The sequence below is a fragment of the Micromonospora sp. NPDC000668 genome (assembly GCF_042897975.1).
Classification (GTDB): domain Bacteria; phylum Actinomycetota; class Actinomycetes; order Mycobacteriales; family Micromonosporaceae; genus Micromonospora.
In genome coordinates, this window is sequence record NZ_JBIAYP010000001.1 from 432820 (window position 1) to 452048 (window position 19229).

A 19229-nucleotide genomic window follows, 5' to 3' on the forward strand; every position below is an offset into this window, starting at 1 on the left:
CCCGGCCGAGGCCGGACAGGGACAGCTCAGGACCGCCGGGCCGACCACCGGGCCAACAGCGCCCGGCCAAGACGCGACAGCAGACCCTGCACGCCGCCGGGTGCGGCGATCATGACGACGATCAGGGTGACTCCGAAGATCGCCAGCGGGAGGTTGCCCTCCAGCCGCTGCGCCACCGCGGGCGAGAGGGTGAGCAGCTCGGTCGCGGAGTGGGTGAGATCGGGCAGGGCAACCAGCAGGACGGCCCCCCACAGCGCGCCGGCGAGGCGACCGAGACCGCCGATCACCACGGCCATCAGGAGGAAGAGCGACAGGGTCAGCGAGAACGCGCCCGGAGACACGCTCTGCGCGAGCACCGCGAGCAGGGCGCCGCCGAGACCGGCGGTGGCGGCGCTGACCACGAACGCGAGCACCTGGGTACGGGCCACGTGGATACCGGCGAGGCGCGCGGCCACCTCGTCGTCGCGGACCGCCCGGAAGGTACGCCCGTACCGGCTGCGGATCAGGTTGGCCAGCAGCAGCAGGGCGAGCAGGGTGGCCCCACCGGCGAGCCAGAGCTGCCACCGCTCGTAGGGAAAGTACGGGCCGAGCGACATCGGCGGCGGCTCCACCGGCACCGACAGCCCCTGCTCGCCGTTGAAGACGCCGTCGAAGGTGACGGCCAGGGCCGGCACGACGACAGCCACGGCGAGGGTCACCCCGGCCAGGTAGGGACCACGCAGCCGGGCCGCGGCGACGCCGACCACCGCACCGACCGCGACCGTGCTGAGCACCGCCGCGCCGAGCGAGAGCGGCAGCAGCCAGCCACCGGTCATCCCCCGGTCGGCGAACGCGTTCTGGCAGAGAGCCACGGTGTACGCGCCGGTGGCCATCAACGCGCCGTGCCCGAGCGAGAGTTGGCCGTTGAGCCCGGTGAGGACCGTCAACCCGGCGGTGGCGCAGAGGTAGGCGGCCACGGTGGCGAGCTGGAAGTTGCGGAACGGCTCGACGGCGTAACTGACCCCGAGCAGCAGCAGCGCGGCGGCGAGCGCGAAGGCAAGGTGGCGCAGCAGGGTGGAGCCGCGCCGCCGGTCGACCGGACGGTCGCCGCCGCCAGTGCCTGCGCCGGCCAGGTTCTGCTGTGGCGGCAGGGCCGCCTGGGTGGCGCTCACACCCGCCTCGCCGTGACCGGGGCGAACAGACCGCCGGGGCGGACCAGCAGCACCGCCAGCAGCAGGACCAGCACCGCCAACGGCGTGAGGTCACTGCCGGCGTAACCGCTGACATAGGAGAGCAGCAGCCCCACCACCAGACCACCGACCACCGCCCCCGGTGGACTGTCCAGCCCGCCGACCACCGCCGCGGTGAACGCCGAGACGAAGACCAGGTCCATCGCGTGCGGATGCAGACCGAGCTCGGTGGGGATGACCAGCATGGCGGCCAACGCGCCCACGCCGGAGGCGAGCGCCCAGCCGAGGGTCAGCATGCCGCCGACGTTGACGCCGAGCAGGCGGGAGATCTCGGGGGCGAAGGCCGCCGCGCGCATCCGCAACCCGACCGCGGTCCGGGCGAAGAGCCAGGCCAGACCAACGACCACCGCCCCGATCGCCGCGAAGACGAACAGGTCGTACGGCGAGAGCACGGCGACCCCGCCAACGGTGAGGGCGGAGCGGCTGAACGGCGCGTCGGCGGGTCGGAACTCGCTGCCGTACACCATGCCCAGGACGGCCTGGATCAGCAGGACCAGTCCGAGCGCGACGATCACCGGGTTGAGCGGCGACGCGTGGTCGACGAAGCGCATCACGGCGCGATCCACCAGTGCGCCGAGCACCAGTCCGGCGAGGATCGCGACCAGGAAACCCAGCCAGTAGGAGCCGGTCGACGCGGACACGGAGTAGGCGACGTACGCGGCGGCGACGGCCATCGCCCCCTGGGCGAAGTTGACGACCCGCGCCGCCCGCCAGATGAGCACCAGGGCGAGCGCGAACGCGGCGTACACCGCGCCCCGGGACAGGCCGTCGATGGTGAGGAAGACGAAGCGGTCCAACAGTCCTCCCTCCTGGGGGACGAGGTGGTGGTCAGAAACCGAGGTAGGCGTGTCGCAGGTCGACGTCGTCGCGCAGCTTGGCGGCCGGGGCGGCGATCACCACCCGGCCGAGGGCCATCACCACGCCCTGGTCGGCCACGGCGAGTGCGCTGCGGACGTTCTGCTCGACCAGCAGCACGGTCAGGCCGGTACGGTCACGCAACTGGCGGAGCAGGGCCATGGTCCGGGCGACCACTCGCGGCGCCAGCCCGAGCGACGGCTCGTCGAGCAGCAGCAGACGTGGTCGACCGACCAGCGCCCGGCCGAGCGCGAGCATCTGCCGCTCGCCGCCGGAGAGCTGGTGGCCGAGGTGCCGACGCCGTCGGGCCAGCGGCTCGAAGAGCTCGTAGACCTCGTCGAGAGCACGGCCGGCGTCGGCCCGGTCGCGCCGCCACAGCCCGCCGAGCCGCAGGTTCTCGTCGACGGTGAGCTCGTTGATCACACCCCGCCCCTCCGGCACATGCGCCATGCCACGCCGGACGAGCTGCTCCACCGGTGTGCCGCGCAGGTCCTCCCCGGCGAGGAGAACCTGCCCGGCGGCCGGACGGATCATGCCGGAGAGCGCGCGCAGCAGGGTGGTCTTGCCGGCACCGTTGGCGCCGACGACCGCGGCGATGGTGCCGGCTGGGACGGTGAGGTCGATGGCCTGCAGCACGGGCGCGGCACCGTAACCGGCCACCAGCCCGCGCACCACCAGCAGGTCCGGCTCACTCATGCCGCACCACCCTTCGTCGTCGCGCTCATGCCGCGGCCTCGTCGATGGCGGCCCCGAGATAGGCGTCGGTGACGGCCGGGTCGTCGCGGATCTCGTCCGGCGTGCCGGCGGCGATCACCCGGCCGAAGTCGAGCACCACGATCTCGTCGCAGACCGCCATCACCAGGTCCATGTGGTGCTCCACGAGCAGCACCGCGCAGGGGTCGGCGTCCCGCTGGGGAAGCTGCCGGATCAGCTCCGCCAGCTCGGTGATGTCGTCGGCGCCGAGGCCACCAGCGGGCTCGTCGAGCAGGAGCAGCCGAGGCCGGGCGGCGAGCGCGCGAGCCAGAGCGACCCGCTGGCGTACGGCGAAGGGAAGCGTGGTCGGCGCGGCGTCGGCGTGCCTGGCGATCCCCAGATCGTCCAGGATGTCCAGTGCGTGCTGGCGCAGCCGCCGCTCGTCGCGGTCGCTGCTGGGCAGACCGAGCAGCGCCGACACGAAGCCGGCCCGCGCGGTGTGTGAGGCGCCGGTCATCACGTTCTCCAGCACCGTGAGCCCGGCGAAGAGGCCGGTCCCCTGCAGGGTACGGGCGATGCCGAGCCGGGTCAGCCGGTGCGGCCGGGGCCGCAACGGTCTGTCGTCGAGGGTGAGCGAACCCGTCTCCGGCGTGACGAAGCCGCAGATCACGTTGAACAACGTGGTCTTACCGGCGCCGTTCGGCCCGATCACGCCCACCACCCGGTTGGGTGAAACCCGCAGTGAGACGTCGTCGAGGGCGGTGAGGCCGCCGAACCGTACGCCGATGTGGTGCAATGCGAGCCCGCGCTCCATCACCCATCCCTCTGTTGTGGCGGGTGTTATTTACACTCGCAGTGTACGTTTCTCGGGTACCGCGTCAAGACCTTCAATACCTCGCCATCGACAGGCGGACGGGGCGGCCGCCAGCGGCGACCGCCCCGGGATCGCGATCAGGAACTGGGGCAGGTGTTGCGGTACTCCTGGATCTGCGAGCCGCTCGGGCCGGGGCAGAGGAACTGCTCGTAGCGGGTGTCGTCGTCGACGAACCGCTTGAGCCAGGCCACCATCTGCCGGGCCGTCGGCGTGTTCACCGTCTGCGGGAAGAAGTGGCTCGCTCCGTTCAGCTCCAGGTACGCCTTCTCCGCCGAGGCCGGGATGCTGTTGTAGAACGGCTCCGAGTGCGACGAGACCGGCGCGACACTGTCGCTCTCGCCACCGATGATCAGCGTGGGCACCCGAAGCTCGGACCAGCTCTTGTCCAAATTCCACGGTGCGAGCGGCACCGCGGCCTGCAACGACGGGCGCGCCGACGCCGCCTCCAGACTGCCGCCGCCGCCCATCGAGTGGCCAGCCACCGCGAGCCGACTGCCGTCGATCCGGGTACGCACCGAACTGCGGTCGACCAGGTAGTCGAGCGCGGCGAGGAGCTGACGGCCACGGCTGTCCGGCTGGTCCAGCCGGCTGTTGGTCTCGATGCCGATCACCACGAAGCCGTGCGAGGCGATCCGGGGGCCGAGCCAGCTGATGCTGGACCAGGCCGCGGTGTAGCCGGGCGAGATGGCGATCGCGCCGAAGGTGCCCTCGCTGGTGCTGGTCGGGTAGTAGATGACGCCACCGCCGAAGCCGGTGACGCTCAGCGAGGACACGTTCTGCGAGGCGGTGGCGAACGGACCGCGACTGGCCTCCAGGATCGCGGTGGTCGGGTTGGGGCCCCTCTCGTACGGGCTCGCCGCCTGCGCGGCGCCGGAGCTACCGGCCAGGACGCCTCCGGCGACCAGGGTGGCGGCCAGCACGAGCCGGGCGGCTCGGGCTGCCATGGAACGGGGACGGGTGGTGGTTGGTGACGACACGTCGGGCACTCCCTAGAGTCGAGGGATATCGACGTGCGTCAGTTTTGGCCGCTGCGTCGGCCCACGCATCGGTGAAATCACCAGTCCCGCCGGTCGGCGTCCGCCCTACCCGGGGTCGGGACGCGGACATCGGCTGTGTTTTGGCCCTCTGACCAGGGGTAGGGATGCCATCGCCTGCTCGTAGACGCTCCATGGAGGGGTTCGTTCAGTGGATTCCAGCAAGCCCGCCGAGGCGGTCAAGAACGCCGTGAAGACCGCCTCAGAAAAGATCGCCGACGCCCTGACGCCAGATGTCCCCGGCGCGCCGGGCAGCGCCCCACCACCCGTCGAGGAGCCGACGACGCCGCGCGACCCGTTGCCGCCGAAGACGGAGCAGGGGACTCCGCAGACCCGCACCCCGACCGGCGCGGAGACCGGCGCGCCGACGACCGCCAAGGGTCAGCAGGGCGCCTTCCTCACCACCTCGCAGGGGGCTCGGCTCCGCGACACCGACCACTCACTCAAGGCCGGATCACGCGGTCCGACGCTGGTACGCGCAGCCGTGTTCGAGGCCGGAATGGTGCCGCTGCTGATCGCCCCACACGGCGGCATGGTGGGCGGCATGCCGGTGCAGCGGACCTTCGCCACCGGCCGGTCGGTCGAGTTCGACGCGGTCCTGCTGGCCGGAGCGCCGGCACCCGCACCGGATGCCATCCCGGCCCGCGACGACAAGGCGGGTAGGGCGCCGGCGGTGGCCGTGGATCCCCGCGTGCTGCTCCTCGTCGAGGAGTGCTGGCGGCACGCCAAGACGATCGGCGCCTGGGGCGCCGGCGTCACCGTGCTGGAGCAGGCGGGGGTGAGCGGCACTCCCGGCGTCGTCACCGCGGGCTCCGGCGTCGAAGCCCTGACCGCGGTGCAGCGGCTGATGGCCGGGCACCGGGTGTGGGAACGGTTCCCCACCTCGGTCGCCTGACGCGGCCAGCTACGCACCAGGGGCTGTCCTCCGCTCGGTGGAGGACAGCCCCTGGTGTCGCGCCGGAATCAGCCGATGTCGGCCAGCCGGGGCAGCACCTCGTCGCCGAGCCGCTGGGCGAACTCCACCGGGTGGCGATCCGGCGTGACCTGCACCTCGGTGACCCCGAGCGCGGCGTAGTCGGCAACCTCGGCGAGGAACGCGTCGACGTCGGCCAACGGTGGCCGGTGGGCGACCACGGTCTTCTCGACGGTGTCGTAGTCGCGGCCCTCGACGACGCAGTGCCCCCGCAGCACCTCCAGCTTGCGCGCCACCTCGTCGGCGCCGGCGGCCGTGCCGAACAGGTTGCAGGCGTCGGCGTACCGGGCCACCAGGAGCAGCGTCTTCTTCTCGCCGCCGCCGCCGATCATGATCGGCGGGTGCGGACGGCTCAACGGCTGGGGCGAGTTGATCGTCTCGGCGAGCTGGTAGTGCTGTCCGTTGAACGGCCCGTTGTCGTCACCCCACATCTGCAGGCAGATCCGCAGCGTCTCCTCCAGCCGCTCGAAGCGCTCGGCCACCGGCACCACGGGCACGCCGAGGCCGCGCTGCTCCCGCTCGTACCAGGATGCGCCGATGCCGAGCCGGGCCCGACCGCCGGAGAGCACGTCGAGAGTGCTGACGATCTTGGCGAGCAGCCCCGGATACCGGTACATCACGCCGGTGACCAGCACGCCCAGCGTCATTCGCTGGGTCTTCGCGGCGACGAAGCCCAGCGTCGTGTACGCCTCCAACATCGGCTCCTCGGCCGGGGCCACCGCGTCCATCTGGAAGAAGTGGTCCATCACCGTGAACGACGCGACGCCGGCCTGTTCGGCGGTGGTGGCCGCCTCGGCCAGGGTCGGTGCGATCGCCGCCGGCTCGGCCGGGGTCGAGTACGTCCAGTAGTGCAGTCCGAGCTTCATTTCTCGACACCTCCGAACCGAGCCTAGTGGTCGTCGACGCCACAGACCCGCGGGTCGAGCAGGCCGACGGCGGGTGAGGTCCGGGGATTTCCATTACCGGTTCATGACAATTCGTGGATCACGCGCGGATATCCGGCTGACACCTTCTGCTGAGTGATCCCCCAGCCGACATCCACCGACTCCCGGCCCACCGGGTACGCGCCCGAGGTGGCGCGCGCCCGGTTCCGCCACCGGAGGCCCTGGACCCTGTCCAGCCCCGCCCCGGGACGGCCACGCCGAGCGGAGTGGGCCGACGCCGCGAAGGGCACCTGCATCATCCTCGTCGTCCTGTGGCACGTCGTCGTCAAGGACTACCTGCAGATCGACTGGCACGTCGGCGTACCGGTGCCGGGCCTGTGGGGGACGCTGGGCGAGCAGTTACTGCCGCTGCGGATGCCGCTGTTCTTCACCATCTCCGGCGTCTTCGCGGCGACCGCCGTCCAGCGCCCCTGGCGGGTCGTCGCCCGCAGCCGAATCGCCGGGTTCCTCTACCTGTACGCCGTCTGGCTGCTGATCCACACCGTGATCTTCGCCGCGGCCCCGGACTTCCCGACCGACCGCGCCACGTCCGCCCTCGGTCTGCTGGAACAGCTCACGATCACGCCCTCGAACCTCTGGTACCTGTACGCCCTGGCGCTCTACTTCACGGTCGCCAAGGTGGCCCGCCGGGCGCCCCGGATGCTGGTCCTCGTACCCGCCGCGGCGCTGTCCGCCGTCGCCGCCGCCGGCCTGCTCGACACACCGGGCAACCGCGCCGGCCTGTACCAGAACCTGATCTTCTTCCTCGGCGGCCTGTACCTGCGACCGCAGATCGAGTGGTGGGCGGCAACCGCCACCCGGCGCCGCCTCGCGCTGACCTCGGGTGCCTACGTCCTCGCGCTCGCCGCGATGGCGACGGTCGGCGCCCAGCGATGGTTCGGCGTGTGGCCGGAGGTCTCCGTCGTGGCGGTCGCCTTCGGCGTCACCGCGGCCGCCCAACTGGGCCGGTGGCCCGCCCTCAGCCGCCGACTCAGCACGCTCGGCCGCAACACGTTGCCGATCTACGTCATCCACCTGCCGGTCCTGGCCCTGCTGCACCGGCTGCTGCTCGCACCGGCCTCCCGGCTGGACCGCGTCGGGCAGGACCTGATCGTGCTCGGCTACCCGATCCTGCTGACCGGGCTCGTGATCGGCGTGAGCCTGGCCATCCACCGCGGGCTGCTGGCGGTGCACGCGCGCTGGCTGTTCGCCCTCCCCGGCGACCGCCGGACCGTACTCCGCCGGCTGGAGGCGGCCGGATGAGCGCGTTGGCCGAGGCGGTGGTCGACCTCGGGGCGATCGCCGGCAATGTCCGGACGATCGCGTCCCTCACCGGCACCGAGTTGATGGCGGTGGTGAAGGCGGACGGGTTCGGCCACGGCGCGGTGATGGTCGCCCGTGCCGCGCTGCGCGCCGGCGCGGGTTGGCTGGGGGTGACCTCGGCATCCGAGGCGCTGGCCCTGCGCAGCGCCGGCATCACCGCGCCCACGCTGAGCTGGTTGCACCGCCCGGACGACGACTTCGCCAGCCTGATCAGCGCCGGCGTCGACGTCGGCGTGTCGACGACGACCCACCTGCACGCCGTCGTCGACGCGGCCCACCGGCTCGGCGTACCCGCGCTGGTGCAGCTCAAGGCCGACACCGGCATGTCCCGCAACGGAGCCCGCGGGGACGACTGGCACGAACTGGTCGCCTGGGCCCGCAAGTACGAGCGGGAGGGCGGAGTCCGGGTGCGCGGCGTGTGGTCCCATCTGACCGACGCGGACGTACCGGGCAGCCCCGGGCTGGCCCGGCAGGTGGCGACCTTCGAGGAGGCGTTGCGGGTCGCCCGGTCCGCCGGCCTCGACCCCGACCTGGTCCACCTGGCCAACTCGGCTGCCGCGCTGTCGGCACCCCGGACCCGCTTCGACCTCTGCCGGATCGGGCTCGCCCTGTACGGCGTGGACCCGTTCGGCGGTACCGGGCCCGGTGAGTTCGGGCTCCGCGCCGCGATGACGCTGCGCACGACCGTCGTCAACGTGAAGCGGGTGCCCGCGGGCACGGGTGTCTCCTACGGACCCGAGTACGTGACCTCGGCGCCGACCACGCTGGCCCTGCTGCCGCTCGGCTACGCCGACGGCCTCACCCGGGCCGCCGAGGGCCGCGCCGCGGTGTGGCTCGGCGGCCGGCGCTGCCCGATCGTCGGGCGCATCGCCATGGACCAGTGCGTGGTCGACGCGGGCGACCTTCCCGTGGCGATCGGCGACCCGGTCGTGGTGTTCGGCCCCGAAGGGGACGACCTCGCCCAACCGACGGTCGCCGAGTGGGCGCGGTGGGCCGGCACCAACCCAAACGAGATCTTGACCGGTATCGGGGCCCGGGTGGCCCGCGACCACCTCCACGAAAGGGCGGACGTTTCATGACAACCCGACTGGCAGTGCTGTACGGCGGGCAGAGCGGCGAGCACGAGGTGTCCCGCCGCTCGGCGGCGAGCATCCTCGCCGGGCTGGACCGCGACCGGTACCAGGTCACCGAGGTGCTCATCGACCGGGACGGCGGGTGGCACGTCGACGGCCGCCCGACACCACTCCCCCAGGCGCTGCGCGTGCTACGCGCCCAGGACGTGGTGTTCCCGGCCCTGCACGGCCCGTACGGCGAGGATGGCACCGTGGCGTCGCTGCTGGGCTGGCTCGGCGTGCCGTACGTCGGCAACGGCGTCTTCGCCAGCGCCGCCGGCATGGACAAGGGAGTCACCAAGAGGCTCCTCAACGCGGAGGGCCTGCGGGTCAGCCCCGGGGTGACCCTGCGTCCCGGCGAGGAACTGTCCCCGGCCGACCGGCGACGGCTGGGCCTGCCGGTCTTCGTGAAGCCCGCCCGGGCCGGCTCCAGCCTGGGCGTCGTCAGGGTGACCGACTGGGCGGAACTTCCCGCTGCGCTGGAGCAGGCCCGGGAGGTGGACCCGAAGGTCCTGGTCGAGCAGGGGGCGCGCGGACGTGAGATCGACGTGGCCGTCCTCCAGCATCCCGACGGCCGGGTGCAGGCCGGTCCGCCCCTGGAGATCCGGGTGAGCGGCACGGGCTTCTTCGACTACGACGCCAAGTACGACGGCGGGGCGGTTTTCCAGATCCCCGCACCGCTCGACCCCGCCACCACCGAGGTGCTTCAGGACCGCGCGATCCGCGCCTTCCACGCCCTCGACTGCCGCGGGCTGCTCCGGGTCGACTTCTTCCTGCCCGCCGAGGGGTCCGCGGAGCCCATCGTGAACGAGGTCAACACCTTCCCCGGGTTCACCACCGCATCGCAGTTCCCGCAGATCTGGCAGCAGGCCGGGATCGGGTTCGCCGACCTGCTCGACATCCTGATCTCCGGCGCGCTGGCCGACCAGGGCCGGTCCGGCTCCGGCGGGTTGCCCCGGCCGGCACGGGCGGTCGATCTGGTGTGAGCGCCCCTCGCCCCGGTCACCTGATCGGACAGAACCGGGGCGGGCGGGCGCCATCCGGGCCGGCGACGGTGACCGGGACGAAACTGTCGGCCAGACCGGCGACCGCCGTGGTGCCGATCACGGTGCAGACGATCTGGTCGGCCGCGGTCCCCGACAAGGACATGACGGCACCCACCATCGTCACCGTGAGGCCGGGTTGGTCGCCCGTCACCGTCACCGTCACCAGGGAGGCCGGGACGAGGCCGACCGGCACCTCGCTGGTGAGCCCCTGTCTCCACTCGGAGTCGTCCGGACCCGCTGCCAACATCCGGAGCGTCTCCTCCGGCGAGGCGTCCATCTTGGTCGGGCGGATGACCAACACGAGTTGCCCGTGCGCGAGCAGGTAGAGCCTGACTCCCGCGGACGGACCGGTCGTCGCGGCGCTGCCGGTGATGACGCCGCTGGGCCGGACCCCGCAGCCCGCCACGAGCAGCGTGAGCAGAAGCCCGCCGGCGAGCAGCGCCCGAGCCGCCCGGCGGCCGGTCACCGTACGCCTCCGGCGTCCGCCGCCACCCGGGGCAGGCGGAGCGTGAACACCGCGCCGCCGGTCGGGCCGTTGCCGGCGACGAGACTTCCATGCTGCCCGGCGTGCCGGTGCAGGCGGGCGTTCTCCCATGCGATGGCGAGTCCCAGACCGCTGCCCTCGGTGCGGGTCCGCGCGGTGTCCGCCTTGTAGAAGCGGTCGAAGACGTGCGGCAGCACCTCCTGGTCCAGCCCGGGCCCCTGATCGCGGACCTCGATGGTGATCCAGTCCGGTTCGGCGCGCAGGTCCACGGAGACCGGCTCGGCCCCGTGCCGGAAGGCGTTGCCGACCAGGTTGGCGACGATGACGTCCAGCCGGCGGGGATCCAGCCGGGCGACGATTCCGGGCGGCAGTTCCGTCCGCACCCGATCGGCCCAGCCCCGGATCCGCAGGGTGGCGCTCACCGCCGCGGCCACGTCGACGTCGTCGAGGGCGAGCCGCGCCGTGCCGGAGTCGAACCTGCTGATCTCGATGAGGTCGTTGACCAGCCGAGTGAGGTTCTGCGTCTCCTGACTGACGAGCCGGGCGGCCTTGCCGGCATCCCCCGGCAGCCGGTCGGCCTCCTCGTCCAGCACGTCGGTGACCGCCGTCATCGCGGCCAGGGGCGTACGGAGTTCGTGCGACACGTCGGCCACGAAGCGCCGGGCGTCGGACTCCATCCGCCGCAGCTCGCCGACCTGCCGCTCCAGCGTCCCCGCCGTGTCGTTGAAGGTCCGCGCCACGTCGGCCAGCTCGTCGGCGCCCCGAACCACCAGCCGGGTTGTCAGGTCGCCCTCGCCGAGCCGGCGCGCCGCCCGTCCCAGCTCGCGTACCGGCCGGAGCACCCCTTGGGCGGCCAGCAGGGCCAGCAGGACGGCGAGGACCAGGGAGAGCCCACCGGTCAGCCACGCCAGGGTGGCGAGCCGGTCGATGCTCTGTTGTTCGGGGGCGAGGCTGCGCAGCGCATAGACCTCCAGCCCGGACGGCTGGGCGGTGCCATCGGGTCGCTCGAGCCTCAGCTGGGTCCCGATGAGCAGCATGGGTTGACCGTCGCGCGAAACGCGTTGCCAGGCGACGAGGCCACTCTCGACCGCCTGCCGCAGTTCCGGGCTGACCGGCTCGGGGAACTGCACGCCCTGCGCCCGCATGTCACGGTAGAGGATTACCACGTCTCCGTCCCGGTCGGAGAGGCGCTGGGACAACGCGTCGAGCACCTCCTGGGACGGCGGGAGCTGGCGTACCGGGTAGACCTCCGTGAGCTGTTCGGTCAGCGACACCACCGCGGCGTCCTGCGCCTGCTGGAGGATCACCCTCCGGGCCTGGAAGTAGCTTCCGCTGGCCACCACCGCGGTGGTGGTCATGCCCAGCAACGCGAAGGCCAGCAGCAGCCGAACCCGCAGGCCCGACGCCTGGCCACCGGCCCAGCGCCACAGCCTCACAGCGGCCCGAACCGGTATCCGAAACCGCGCACCGTCTGGATGAAGACCGGCACCGACGAGTCGTCCTCGATCTTGGCGCGCAGCCGCTGCACACAGGCGTCCACCAGCCGCGAGTCGCCGAGGTATCCGTGCTCCCACACGGCCGACAGCAGCTGCTGCCGGCTCAGCACCTGTCCCGGCGTGTACGAGAGTTCGAGCAGCAGGCGCAGCTCCGTCGGGGCGAGGCTGACCGGCTGCCCGCCCTTGCTGACCACCAGCGCCGCCCGGTCGATGGTCAGGGCACCGTGCTGTTCCAGGCCGGACCGCTCGCCGCCGCTACGTCGCGACTCGCCAGCGGTCCGTCGCAGCACCGCGCGGATGCGCGCCTCAAGCACCCGGGGCTGCACCGGCTTGACCACGTAGTCGTCGGCGCCGGCCTCCAGGCCCGCCACCACATCCATGTCGTCGTTGCGGGCGGTCAGCATGATGATCGGCAAGTCGCCGAGCTGCCGGATCCGGCGACAGACCTCAAACCCGTCCATCCCGGGCAGCATGAGATCGAGGATCACGACGTCGGACGAGGCCGCGCGCAACCGTTCCAGCCCCTGCTCACCGGTCGCCACGGCATCCACCGTGTGGCCCTGTCGGGTGAGCGCCAACTGCAGTCCGTCGCGCACCGTCTGGTGATCTTCGATCAGCAGGACCTGGGACATGTCGCCAAGTATCGCATCATGATTTGGTTTAGCCTTTTGTCGATGTCCTGGAGGTTGGGTATCAACCCTGCGCTGTCCCGCCGTCCCGAATGTTCACTGCCGGCTCCGGCTGGGCACGATGCCGCGAATGCATCGGGCCGACAAAATCCGCCGACCGCACCAGGAACACCACCGACACCACCGACAGCATCGTCAATCCGGTCGCCGCGACGATGGCGACGAGCGTCCCCCGCTGCACCGATGCGTCCAGACCCGGTCCGACCACCAGAAGCGCCCAGACCAGCACGACCAGCCCCACCGCCCCCTCGATCAGCCCGCGCCACAGAGTGCCGCTGTCCTGCCCACCGCGCGGGCCGGTGACGCCGCCCGGATCGTCCCGGCGCCAGCCCGCCAGCGCCGCCGCGGCCAGGCAGAACAGCGCCACGCCCAGCAGAACACCGCCGAGCGCGTCGCTGAACCGGTGCCAGCCCGCGATCATGGTGGCCGAGGCGATCACCGAGACGCCCACCGCGCCCGGTACCGCCAGCCATCGTCGGGCCCACCCGGGCAGGACCAGCATGAACGCCAGCAGCAGGGCCGTCGCGGCGGCGACATGACCGCTGGGAAAGCTGTTGTGGGTGGTTGAACTCTCGATCTGAAAGTCCGAACGGGGAAGCATCGACTTGACCGCTCCGGCCACCACCACCGCGGTGAGCACCATGCCGATACCCACGACTCCCGCCAGCAACCGCCGACCGAGCAGACCCACCAGCAACACCGCGCCGAGCAGGACGGCCAGGAGCACAGGGCTGCCGAAGGCCGCCAGCACGGTCTTGGACGGACCGACCAGGACGGTCTGCTGCTCGTACCCTCCGCCCCGCTCGGCACGCGGCAGGAGCAGTCCGTCCAGCCATTGGCCGGGGTAGGTCCGTACGAACACGACGCAGATCAGGCCCAGGACGACCAGGTGACCCAGGGCCGCACCGAGCAGAGGCAGGCCGAGGGGCGTGGCTGCGCGGACCTGTGGCAGCGGTCCCGCCGGCTGCGGGCCCGGTGCCGACCGCCCGACGTGGTACGACGATCCGAGGGACATGTCGGCCATGCTCCGCTCGCCAGGTCCGGGCACCGTCCGCGGATTGTCTTCGTTCTGTCACAACTTCCGGTGGGTTCCCGGCAAAACCGACGAAGCCGCCCCCGAACGGCTTGCCCGCACCTGAACGCTCATTCATATGCTTACATGCAACTATGTTTTACCCGACCGAGACGAGCCACCACTAAGGTCAGGACATCGATTGATCGATATTTTTCGGTCGGCGGTGCGAAAAACCATCCGGAGCGAGTTGGGGAACCGGAAGGGGTTGGGGAAATGCAGGGGATTCCGGCCGCCTCCTTGGTGATCGGCATCGCGTCCTCGCCGGCCGAACGCCGACAGTTGGCGCGGCTGCTCGGCGGGAGCGACGCATTCCTGATTGTTTCAAGCGTCGAGCAGGCACGGGAGTTCCTCGGGGTGGTCGAGGTGCCTCCCGTCGCCACGGCGACTCCCCCCGCTCAGGCGGTGGTCGCCGAGGCGGCGCAGAGCACGCACTCGCCGCCACCACCCGAGCTGGCCGTCGATTCCGACCGCCGGGTGCTGCGGTGGCGCGACCAGGAGATCGACCTGACCCGGCTGGAGCACGACGTGCTGCTCTGCCTGGTCGACGCACCCGGACAGGTCTGGACGTACGAGCGCCTGCACCTTGAGGTCTGGGGCAACAGGCACCTCGGCCGCGGGTCCGACATGCACTCGGTCATCCGACGGGTACGCCGCAAACTCGCCCGGCTGAACGCCGCCGCGACGATCCACGCGGTGCGTGGCGTCGGCTTCCGGCTCGCCCCGGTCTGATCGCGACCGGCAATCCGGGGGCGCCGCGGCTGCGGCGCCCCCGGATCGTGTCGCTCCGGCTCACCGCCGGCGAAGCTGGTCCGGCCCGCCTGGTCACTGACCAGGCGGGCCGGATCGTGCTACCGCTCAGACGTCAGCACCGAACGGGAGACAATCCGAAGTCCTCCACGGTGGGCGTGGTGGTGTTGACCTTCGTCTGACGGGTCTGGGGCTTCCAGCCGTCCTTGGCGACGATCATCGTGAGCGGGTTGTTCCGACGGTCCACCCAGTAGGCGTACTTGCCCTGGGCGTCGGTGGCGAAGGTCCACGACATCGCCCACGAGTCGACCTGGACCACCGCACCGGCAATCGGCGAGGTCGCACCCTGGCAGCTGGTCCCGGTCACCGTGCCCAGCAGCTTGCCCCAGGTCTTCGGAGGCGTCACGTTCATGGTCACCGCGACGGGTGCCACCGTGTACGGCGTGTTCTCCTTGATCCCCACCGAGCCGGAGTAGGTGCCCGGCTGATCGACATTCGCCGTCATCCCGACGGTGACCGTGACCTTCTGACCCGGCGCGAGGGTGACGGCCGACTTGTCGATCGTCATCCAGCTGACATCGGCCGCCGCCTCGGCACAACCCTCGAACCCGGGCAGCACCTCGCTGTCCGGCGCCGCGTTGAAGTTGCCGGACGAGCCGCCGATCTTGTAGAAGCCGCACGCCGCGCCACCGCGGTAACGCGCGGTGTTGGCGTTCGGCAGGTTGGACCACGAGCTGGTGGCCGGGTCGTAGGCGAAGCCGGCGTTGCTGATGGCTCCACCCTGCGAACCACCGACGACGAGGAGCTTGCCGCTCGCAACAGCGAACGAGCTGGCCCAGTTGTCGACCGGCGCATCGGCGATGGCGGTCCAGGTGTTGGCACCCGGGTCGAAGGCGTAGCTGGACTTCTGCGCGGCAGCGCCGTCATTGCCACCGGTGCAGTAGACCGTGCCGTCGATCCCTCCGCAGGAGGCGAAGGCCACCGACTTCGGGTAGTTGGCCAGCGTCTCCCAGGTGTCGCTGGCCGGGTCGTACCGGACGACACTGTTCGACATCGGCGTACAGGCGGCCGTGGTGCAGCCACCGATCGCGTACAGCTTGCCGTCGACGACCGCCTGGCCGGCAGCGGCTCGCGGCGCCGGGTTGTCGGCCAGCTCGGTCCAGGTGTTGGCCGCCGGGTCGTACGACCAGGTGGCCGAGTCCGGCCCGGAGGCACCCCAGCCACCGGTGGCGATGATCTTCCCGCCCACGACGCCCACCGTCAGGGCGTTGCGGGCGCCGGGAAGGTCGGCGACCGGCGTCCAGGTCTGCGCGACCGGGTCGTAGACGACGTTCTTCGTGGTGGAGGCGCTGCCGTCGCCACCGCCGATCGAGTAGACCTTGCCGTCCAGGTTCACCACACGGTTGTCCATGATGTTGGACGGGTAGTCGGTGATGTCCGTCCACGGCGCAGCCTGTGGGCTGACCGCGGCGGAGGTCGCCGTCGCCGCCTTGCCGGACGCCTTGGCGGCGAACGACGTCGGCACGGTGAGCCGCTGCTCCGGCGCGCCGCTGGAACCGAGCACCTGCTGCCTGGTCACCCGGGACCCGTCCGCCCGAAGGAGTTCGAACCCGTTGTCGCGCTCACTGAACTCGACGTCGACCGGCGCGCCGCCGGTGTTGGTCACCGTGAACGTCTTGCTGGCCTTGCCGCTGGGCATCTGGACCGTCGCGCTCAGCTGGGTCGGTGCCACCGACAGCCGGCCGGCCGCCAGCACGAAGTTCGCGGCGGTCGCCCAGTCTGCCTGGACGTCGACCTGCTTGCTCTGGCTGACGTAGTTGCCGGCCTTCGCGGTGAACTTGTGCGTGTCGGTCAGCGTCGAGAAGATCCAGTAGAAGCCGTCGGCCAGTCCCGGGTCGTCCGGGGTCGCCACGGTGACGCCCTTCTCGGCGGGCCGGTCGTCGCTGGTGACGGTGGCACCGTTGATGTAGCTGTTGTCGTTCTTGTCACGGACGTTGCCGACGACAAGACCACCGTCGACCGGCACGCAGGTGACCTGGCTGCCGATCAGTACGTTGTCGACCTCCCACCACCACTCGTACGAGGCGTCGTAGTAGTGGAACCGGACCTGGACCTGCGCCTGGCCGGCCGCCTGCGGGATCGGGATCTCGGTGACCTTCGGCCCCCGGACGTCCGTCGCCTGCCGGAGCACGTTCGTCCAGGTGGCCCCGCCGTCGATGCTCAGATCGACATCGCCGCGGTCGCTGGCCAGTTGGTTGAAGTCCTGGTTGAACCGGATGACCGGGGCGGTGACCCCGGTCAGGTTGACCACCGGGCTGACCAGCGAGGTGTCCTGGCTCCCGCCCGCGCCGTACGCGTCACTGTCGATCATCGCGAAGTTGCCGGTGCCGCCGGTCAGGTTGCCGCGGCTGCCGTCGTCGGTGAACTTCCAGACCTGGCCGTTGCCCTTGTTGTCCACAACGGACCAGCCGGCCGGCACCGTGGTGCCGTCGAAGGTCTCGTACTCACCGTCGGAGCCGAAGGTGTATCCGGGCGCCGTCGTACAGGTGGTGGTGTTCACCGGTACCGCGACGTTGGCGGTGACGTTACCCGACCCGACGACCACCTCCTTGGTGACCGTCTGGTAGCCGGGGTACTGCGACTCGTACTTCAGCGTGTAGGTCTGCCCGGCCGGCAGCTTGATGCTGTAGCGGCCGTTCACCGGCGTGGTGTAGTCGTACACGCCGGACACACCCTGCACGGTGACCTTCGCGTAGAGCGGCCAGCCGTGTCCGGAGCCGTCGGTGACAGCTCCGGTGACGTTGACGCTCGCCACCGCCGTCAGCGCGACGTCGAGCGTCGTGGTGGCGCCATCGGTGACCGTCGCCGGCTTCGTGGTGCTGCCGTACCCGAACGCCGTCACGGCGATCTGGTAGTCGCCGACCGGGAGTTGGGTCGAGTACTTCCCGTCGGTACCGGTGGTCACCTCGCGCGCGGTCGGGCCGGTGAGCGTCAGGGTCGCACCGGCGATCGGGGCGCCGGTGGCCGCGTCGGTGACCGTGCCGGCCAGGGTGCCGGTGTCGCCGGTCGGGGCGGCGTTGAGCAGCGCGAGCGCGTCCAGCAGGCCCTCGCCGTAGACGTTGTTGTCCGCCGGGGTGCCACCGCACTGGGCGTCGGCCTTGTCGATCGCGGCGCCGTTGAGCAGCGCACGGGTCGCGTCGATCTCACCGACCAGCGACGGCGCCGCCGAGTACAGCAGCGCGATCGTACCCGCGAGGTGCGGGGCGGCCATGGAGGTGCCGCTGGCGCTGCCGTAGGCGTTGCCCGGAAGGCTCGACCGGACGTTCACGCCGGGCGCCGAGATGTTGGGCTTGATGTCGCCGTTCTGCCCGGGACCCCGGCCGGAGAAACCGGCGATGTTGTTGTTGATGTCGTACGCGCCGGTCGAGTAGTTGCTGACCGAACTGCCCGGCGAACCACTGGTCTGGCATGCCGGCCCGCTGTTGCCGTTGGACCAGACTCCGAAGATCCCCGACGCGGCCCAGGCCAGCGTCACGTCCTCCATGAAGGGCTCGGTGGAGGGGTTCTGGCTGCCCCACGAGTTGTTGATGACGTTCGGTCGCTTGCTGGCGTCCGGGTTCTGGCCGTTGAGGTCGACCGGCTCCAGCATCCACTGACCGGACGTGATCAGGGCGGCGTCGCTGGGGCAGCAACCGTTCGCCGCGATCCACTTGACCCCCGGGGCGACACCAATCTGGTTCGCGCCGTCGGAGCCGGCCATGGTGCCCATCGTGTGCGTGCCGTGGCCATCGCCGTCACAGGGTGCGGTGGCGCAGGTCCCGGCGGCGTTGAACCAGTTGTAGTTGTGGTCGAACGTGCCGTCGCCGTTGTTGCCGCGATAGGAGTTGACCAACGCCGGGTGGTCGAACTGCACGCCGGTGTCGATGTTCGCGATGGTGATGCCCTCGCCGGTGACGCCGTACTGGGACCAGACGTCGTCGGCGTTGATGTTCGCGATGCCCCACTCGAGGGCGTTCACGGTCTTCTCGTCGGTGCCCTTGGTGGTCTCGGGCACCTTGTAGGCGACCGGGGCGTACAGGCCCTCGACCTCTGCGTGGGAGGCGAACTTCTGCACCATCGCCAGGGAGCCGCTGCTCACCTTGATGGCGTTGGTCGCCCAGAAGGTCTGGTACTTCGCGCCCGAGCCGTCAAGCTCGGCCCGGATCTTGCCCTGGCTCTCGGCGGCGGTCTTGCGCAGTGCGTCCGCAACCGCCGTGCCACGCTTCGCCCAGTCCTTGATGGCACTGGCCTTGCTCAGGTCCGCCCGGTCCTTGAACCGGATCCAGAAGTCCCCTTCGCTCTTGGCCTGGAGCTGCTTTGCCAGCTCCGGTCGGATCTTGTCTCCGACCGGGGTACCCGTGCCCATCCCGCCGCCGGGCGCGGCCTGCGCGGGCGAGCCGATGCTGACCATGCATGTTGCGGCGAGGATCATCGCCGCACCAGCGCTCACCAGTGATCTGGCTGTGCGCCGCCATTGTGGACGTCTGGACATCGGTGCTGCCTCCCTCAGAACGACCCAGGGTGAAATGGGCCATGTGAAGGTGCAGAAGGTTCGTCTCGATGGACCGAGTGAACGAACCCTTCCATGCCCCCCCATGCACCGCGCGGGTCACGCCGGTTGCCCGAGTGGACACTAT

At 71.0% G+C, this 19229-nt stretch carries 15 protein-coding genes and 1 pseudogene; 5 read left to right on the forward strand and 11 right to left on the reverse strand.

Annotation, left to right across the window (positions count from 1 at the left end; translation table 11 throughout):
- Positions 1-26 precede the first annotated feature (26 nt).
- The 5 genes from ACFY29_RS02025 to ACFY29_RS02045 all read right to left on the reverse strand — a co-directional run bounded on the left by ACFY29_RS02025 (position 27) and on the right by ACFY29_RS02045 (position 4595).
- On the reverse strand, positions 27-1151 hold the full coding sequence (locus ACFY29_RS02025; protein ID WP_386982604.1) for a branched-chain amino acid ABC transporter permease: 1125 nt from the start codon (positions 1149-1151) through the stop codon (positions 27-29).
- Entirely contained in the window at positions 1148-2026 is an 879-nt protein-coding gene (locus ACFY29_RS02030; protein WP_328415864.1) for a branched-chain amino acid ABC transporter permease, read from the reverse strand. Before ACFY29_RS02030 ends, ACFY29_RS02025 begins: the two co-directional genes overlap by 4 nt.
- 31 nt (positions 2027-2057) lie before the next feature.
- A complete protein-coding gene (locus ACFY29_RS02035; RefSeq protein WP_328415862.1) occupies positions 2058-2780 on the reverse strand; it encodes an ABC transporter ATP-binding protein in 723 nt (240 codons plus the stop codon).
- A gap of 25 nt (positions 2781-2805) precedes the next feature.
- Positions 2806-3591 (reverse strand): ABC transporter ATP-binding protein, encoded by a 786-nt coding sequence (locus tag ACFY29_RS02040; protein WP_386982606.1) that lies wholly within the window; start codon positions 3589-3591, stop codon positions 2806-2808.
- A gap of 137 nt (positions 3592-3728) precedes the next feature.
- The gene (locus ACFY29_RS02045) at positions 3729-4595 is read right to left on the reverse strand and encodes an alpha/beta hydrolase family protein (protein ID WP_386984599.1); all 867 of its coding nucleotides are present in this window, start codon (positions 4593-4595) and stop codon (positions 3729-3731) included.
- Between the two features lie 562 nt (positions 4596-5157).
- Between ACFY29_RS02045 and ACFY29_RS02050 the strand changes: the two are divergent.
- Positions 5158-5580, forward strand: a pseudogene (locus ACFY29_RS02050) (catalase HPII); the annotation flags it as partial.
- 68 nt (positions 5581-5648) lie between these two features.
- On the opposite strand, the gene ACFY29_RS02055 reads toward ACFY29_RS02050, so the two are convergent.
- Positions 5649-6524: an LLM class F420-dependent oxidoreductase gene (locus ACFY29_RS02055; RefSeq protein WP_386982607.1), complete on the reverse strand. Its 876-nt coding sequence runs from the start codon at positions 6522-6524 to the stop codon at positions 5649-5651.
- A gap of 153 nt (positions 6525-6677) precedes the next feature.
- Here ACFY29_RS02055 and ACFY29_RS02060 point away from each other — a divergent pair, with 153 nt between their 5' ends.
- Genes ACFY29_RS02060 through ACFY29_RS02070 form a run of 3 tightly spaced genes read left to right on the forward strand, consistent with a single transcriptional unit; the run spans position 6678 to position 10002 of the window.
- Positions 6678-7844 (forward strand): acyltransferase family protein, encoded by a 1167-nt coding sequence (locus tag ACFY29_RS02060; RefSeq protein ID WP_386982609.1) that lies wholly within the window; start codon positions 6678-6680, stop codon positions 7842-7844.
- A complete protein-coding gene (gene alr, locus ACFY29_RS02065; RefSeq protein WP_386982611.1) occupies positions 7841-8983 on the forward strand; it encodes an alanine racemase in 1143 nt (380 codons plus the stop codon). The genes ACFY29_RS02060 and alr overlap by 4 nt, the downstream gene beginning before the upstream one ends.
- Positions 8980-10002, forward strand: a complete 1023-nt coding sequence (locus ACFY29_RS02070; RefSeq protein WP_386982613.1) for a D-alanine--D-alanine ligase family protein — start codon at positions 8980-8982, stop codon at positions 10000-10002. The genes alr and ACFY29_RS02070 overlap by 4 nt, the downstream gene beginning before the upstream one ends.
- 16 nt (positions 10003-10018) lie before the next feature.
- Here the strand turns inward: ACFY29_RS02070 and ACFY29_RS02075 are convergent, their stop codons facing one another.
- The 4 genes from ACFY29_RS02075 to ACFY29_RS02090 all read right to left on the reverse strand — a co-directional run bounded on the left by ACFY29_RS02075 (position 10019) and on the right by ACFY29_RS02090 (position 13746).
- Entirely contained in the window at positions 10019-10528 is a 510-nt protein-coding gene (locus ACFY29_RS02075) for a hypothetical protein (RefSeq protein ID WP_328415850.1), read from the reverse strand.
- Positions 10525-11904, reverse strand: a complete 1380-nt coding sequence (locus ACFY29_RS02080; protein WP_386984601.1) for an ATP-binding protein — start codon at positions 11902-11904, stop codon at positions 10525-10527. Before ACFY29_RS02080 ends, ACFY29_RS02075 begins: the two co-directional genes overlap by 4 nt.
- 74 nt (positions 11905-11978) lie before the next feature.
- On the reverse strand, positions 11979-12674 hold the full coding sequence (locus ACFY29_RS02085) for a response regulator (RefSeq protein ID WP_386982616.1): 696 nt from the start codon (positions 12672-12674) through the stop codon (positions 11979-11981).
- 61 nt (positions 12675-12735) lie between these two features.
- Complete coding sequence (locus tag ACFY29_RS02090; RefSeq protein ID WP_386982618.1) at positions 12736-13746, reverse strand: phosphatase PAP2 family protein; 1011 nt, start codon at positions 13744-13746, stop codon at positions 12736-12738.
- A gap of 273 nt (positions 13747-14019) precedes the next feature.
- On the opposite strand from ACFY29_RS02090, the gene ACFY29_RS02095 reads away from it, so the two are divergent.
- Complete coding sequence (locus tag ACFY29_RS02095; protein ID WP_355613886.1) at positions 14020-14535, forward strand: winged helix-turn-helix domain-containing protein; 516 nt, start codon at positions 14020-14022, stop codon at positions 14533-14535.
- 133 nt (positions 14536-14668) lie between these two features.
- Here the strand turns inward: ACFY29_RS02095 and ACFY29_RS02100 are convergent, their stop codons facing one another.
- Positions 14669-19042: a S8 family serine peptidase gene (locus tag ACFY29_RS02100; RefSeq protein ID WP_386982620.1), complete on the reverse strand. Its 4374-nt coding sequence runs from the start codon at positions 19040-19042 to the stop codon at positions 14669-14671.
- Positions 19043-19229 lie beyond the last annotated feature (187 nt).

Excerpts from the sequence above, each read along its gene's own strand:
- ACFY29_RS02035 (WP_328415862.1), bottom strand. The coding sequence starts at position 2,780 with ATGAGTGAGCCGGACCTGCTGGTGGTGCGCGGGCTGGTGGCCGGTTAC.
- ACFY29_RS02040 (WP_386982606.1), bottom strand. The coding sequence starts at position 3,591 with ATGGAGCGCGGGCTCGCATTGCACCACATCGGCGTACGGTTCGGCGGC.
- ACFY29_RS02045 (WP_386984599.1), bottom strand. The coding sequence starts at position 4,595 with ATGGCAGCCCGAGCCGCCCGGCTCGTGCTGGCCGCCACCCTGGTCGCC.
- ACFY29_RS02055 (WP_386982607.1), bottom strand. The coding sequence starts at position 6,524 with ATGAAGCTCGGACTGCACTACTGGACGTACTCGACCCCGGCCGAGCCG.
- alr (WP_386982611.1), top strand. The coding sequence starts at position 7,841 with ATGAGCGCGTTGGCCGAGGCGGTGGTCGACCTCGGGGCGATCGCCGGC.
- ACFY29_RS02070 (WP_386982613.1), top strand. The coding sequence starts at position 8,980 with ATGACAACCCGACTGGCAGTGCTGTACGGCGGGCAGAGCGGCGAGCAC.
- ACFY29_RS02080 (WP_386984601.1), bottom strand. The coding sequence starts at position 11,904 with ATGACCACCACCGCGGTGGTGGCCAGCGGAAGCTACTTCCAGGCCCGG.
- ACFY29_RS02085 (WP_386982616.1), bottom strand. The coding sequence starts at position 12,674 with ATGTCCCAGGTCCTGCTGATCGAAGATCACCAGACGGTGCGCGACGGA.
- ACFY29_RS02090 (WP_386982618.1), bottom strand. The coding sequence starts at position 13,746 with ATGTCCCTCGGATCGTCGTACCACGTCGGGCGGTCGGCACCGGGCCCG.
- ACFY29_RS02095 (WP_355613886.1), top strand. The coding sequence starts at position 14,020 with ATGCAGGGGATTCCGGCCGCCTCCTTGGTGATCGGCATCGCGTCCTCG.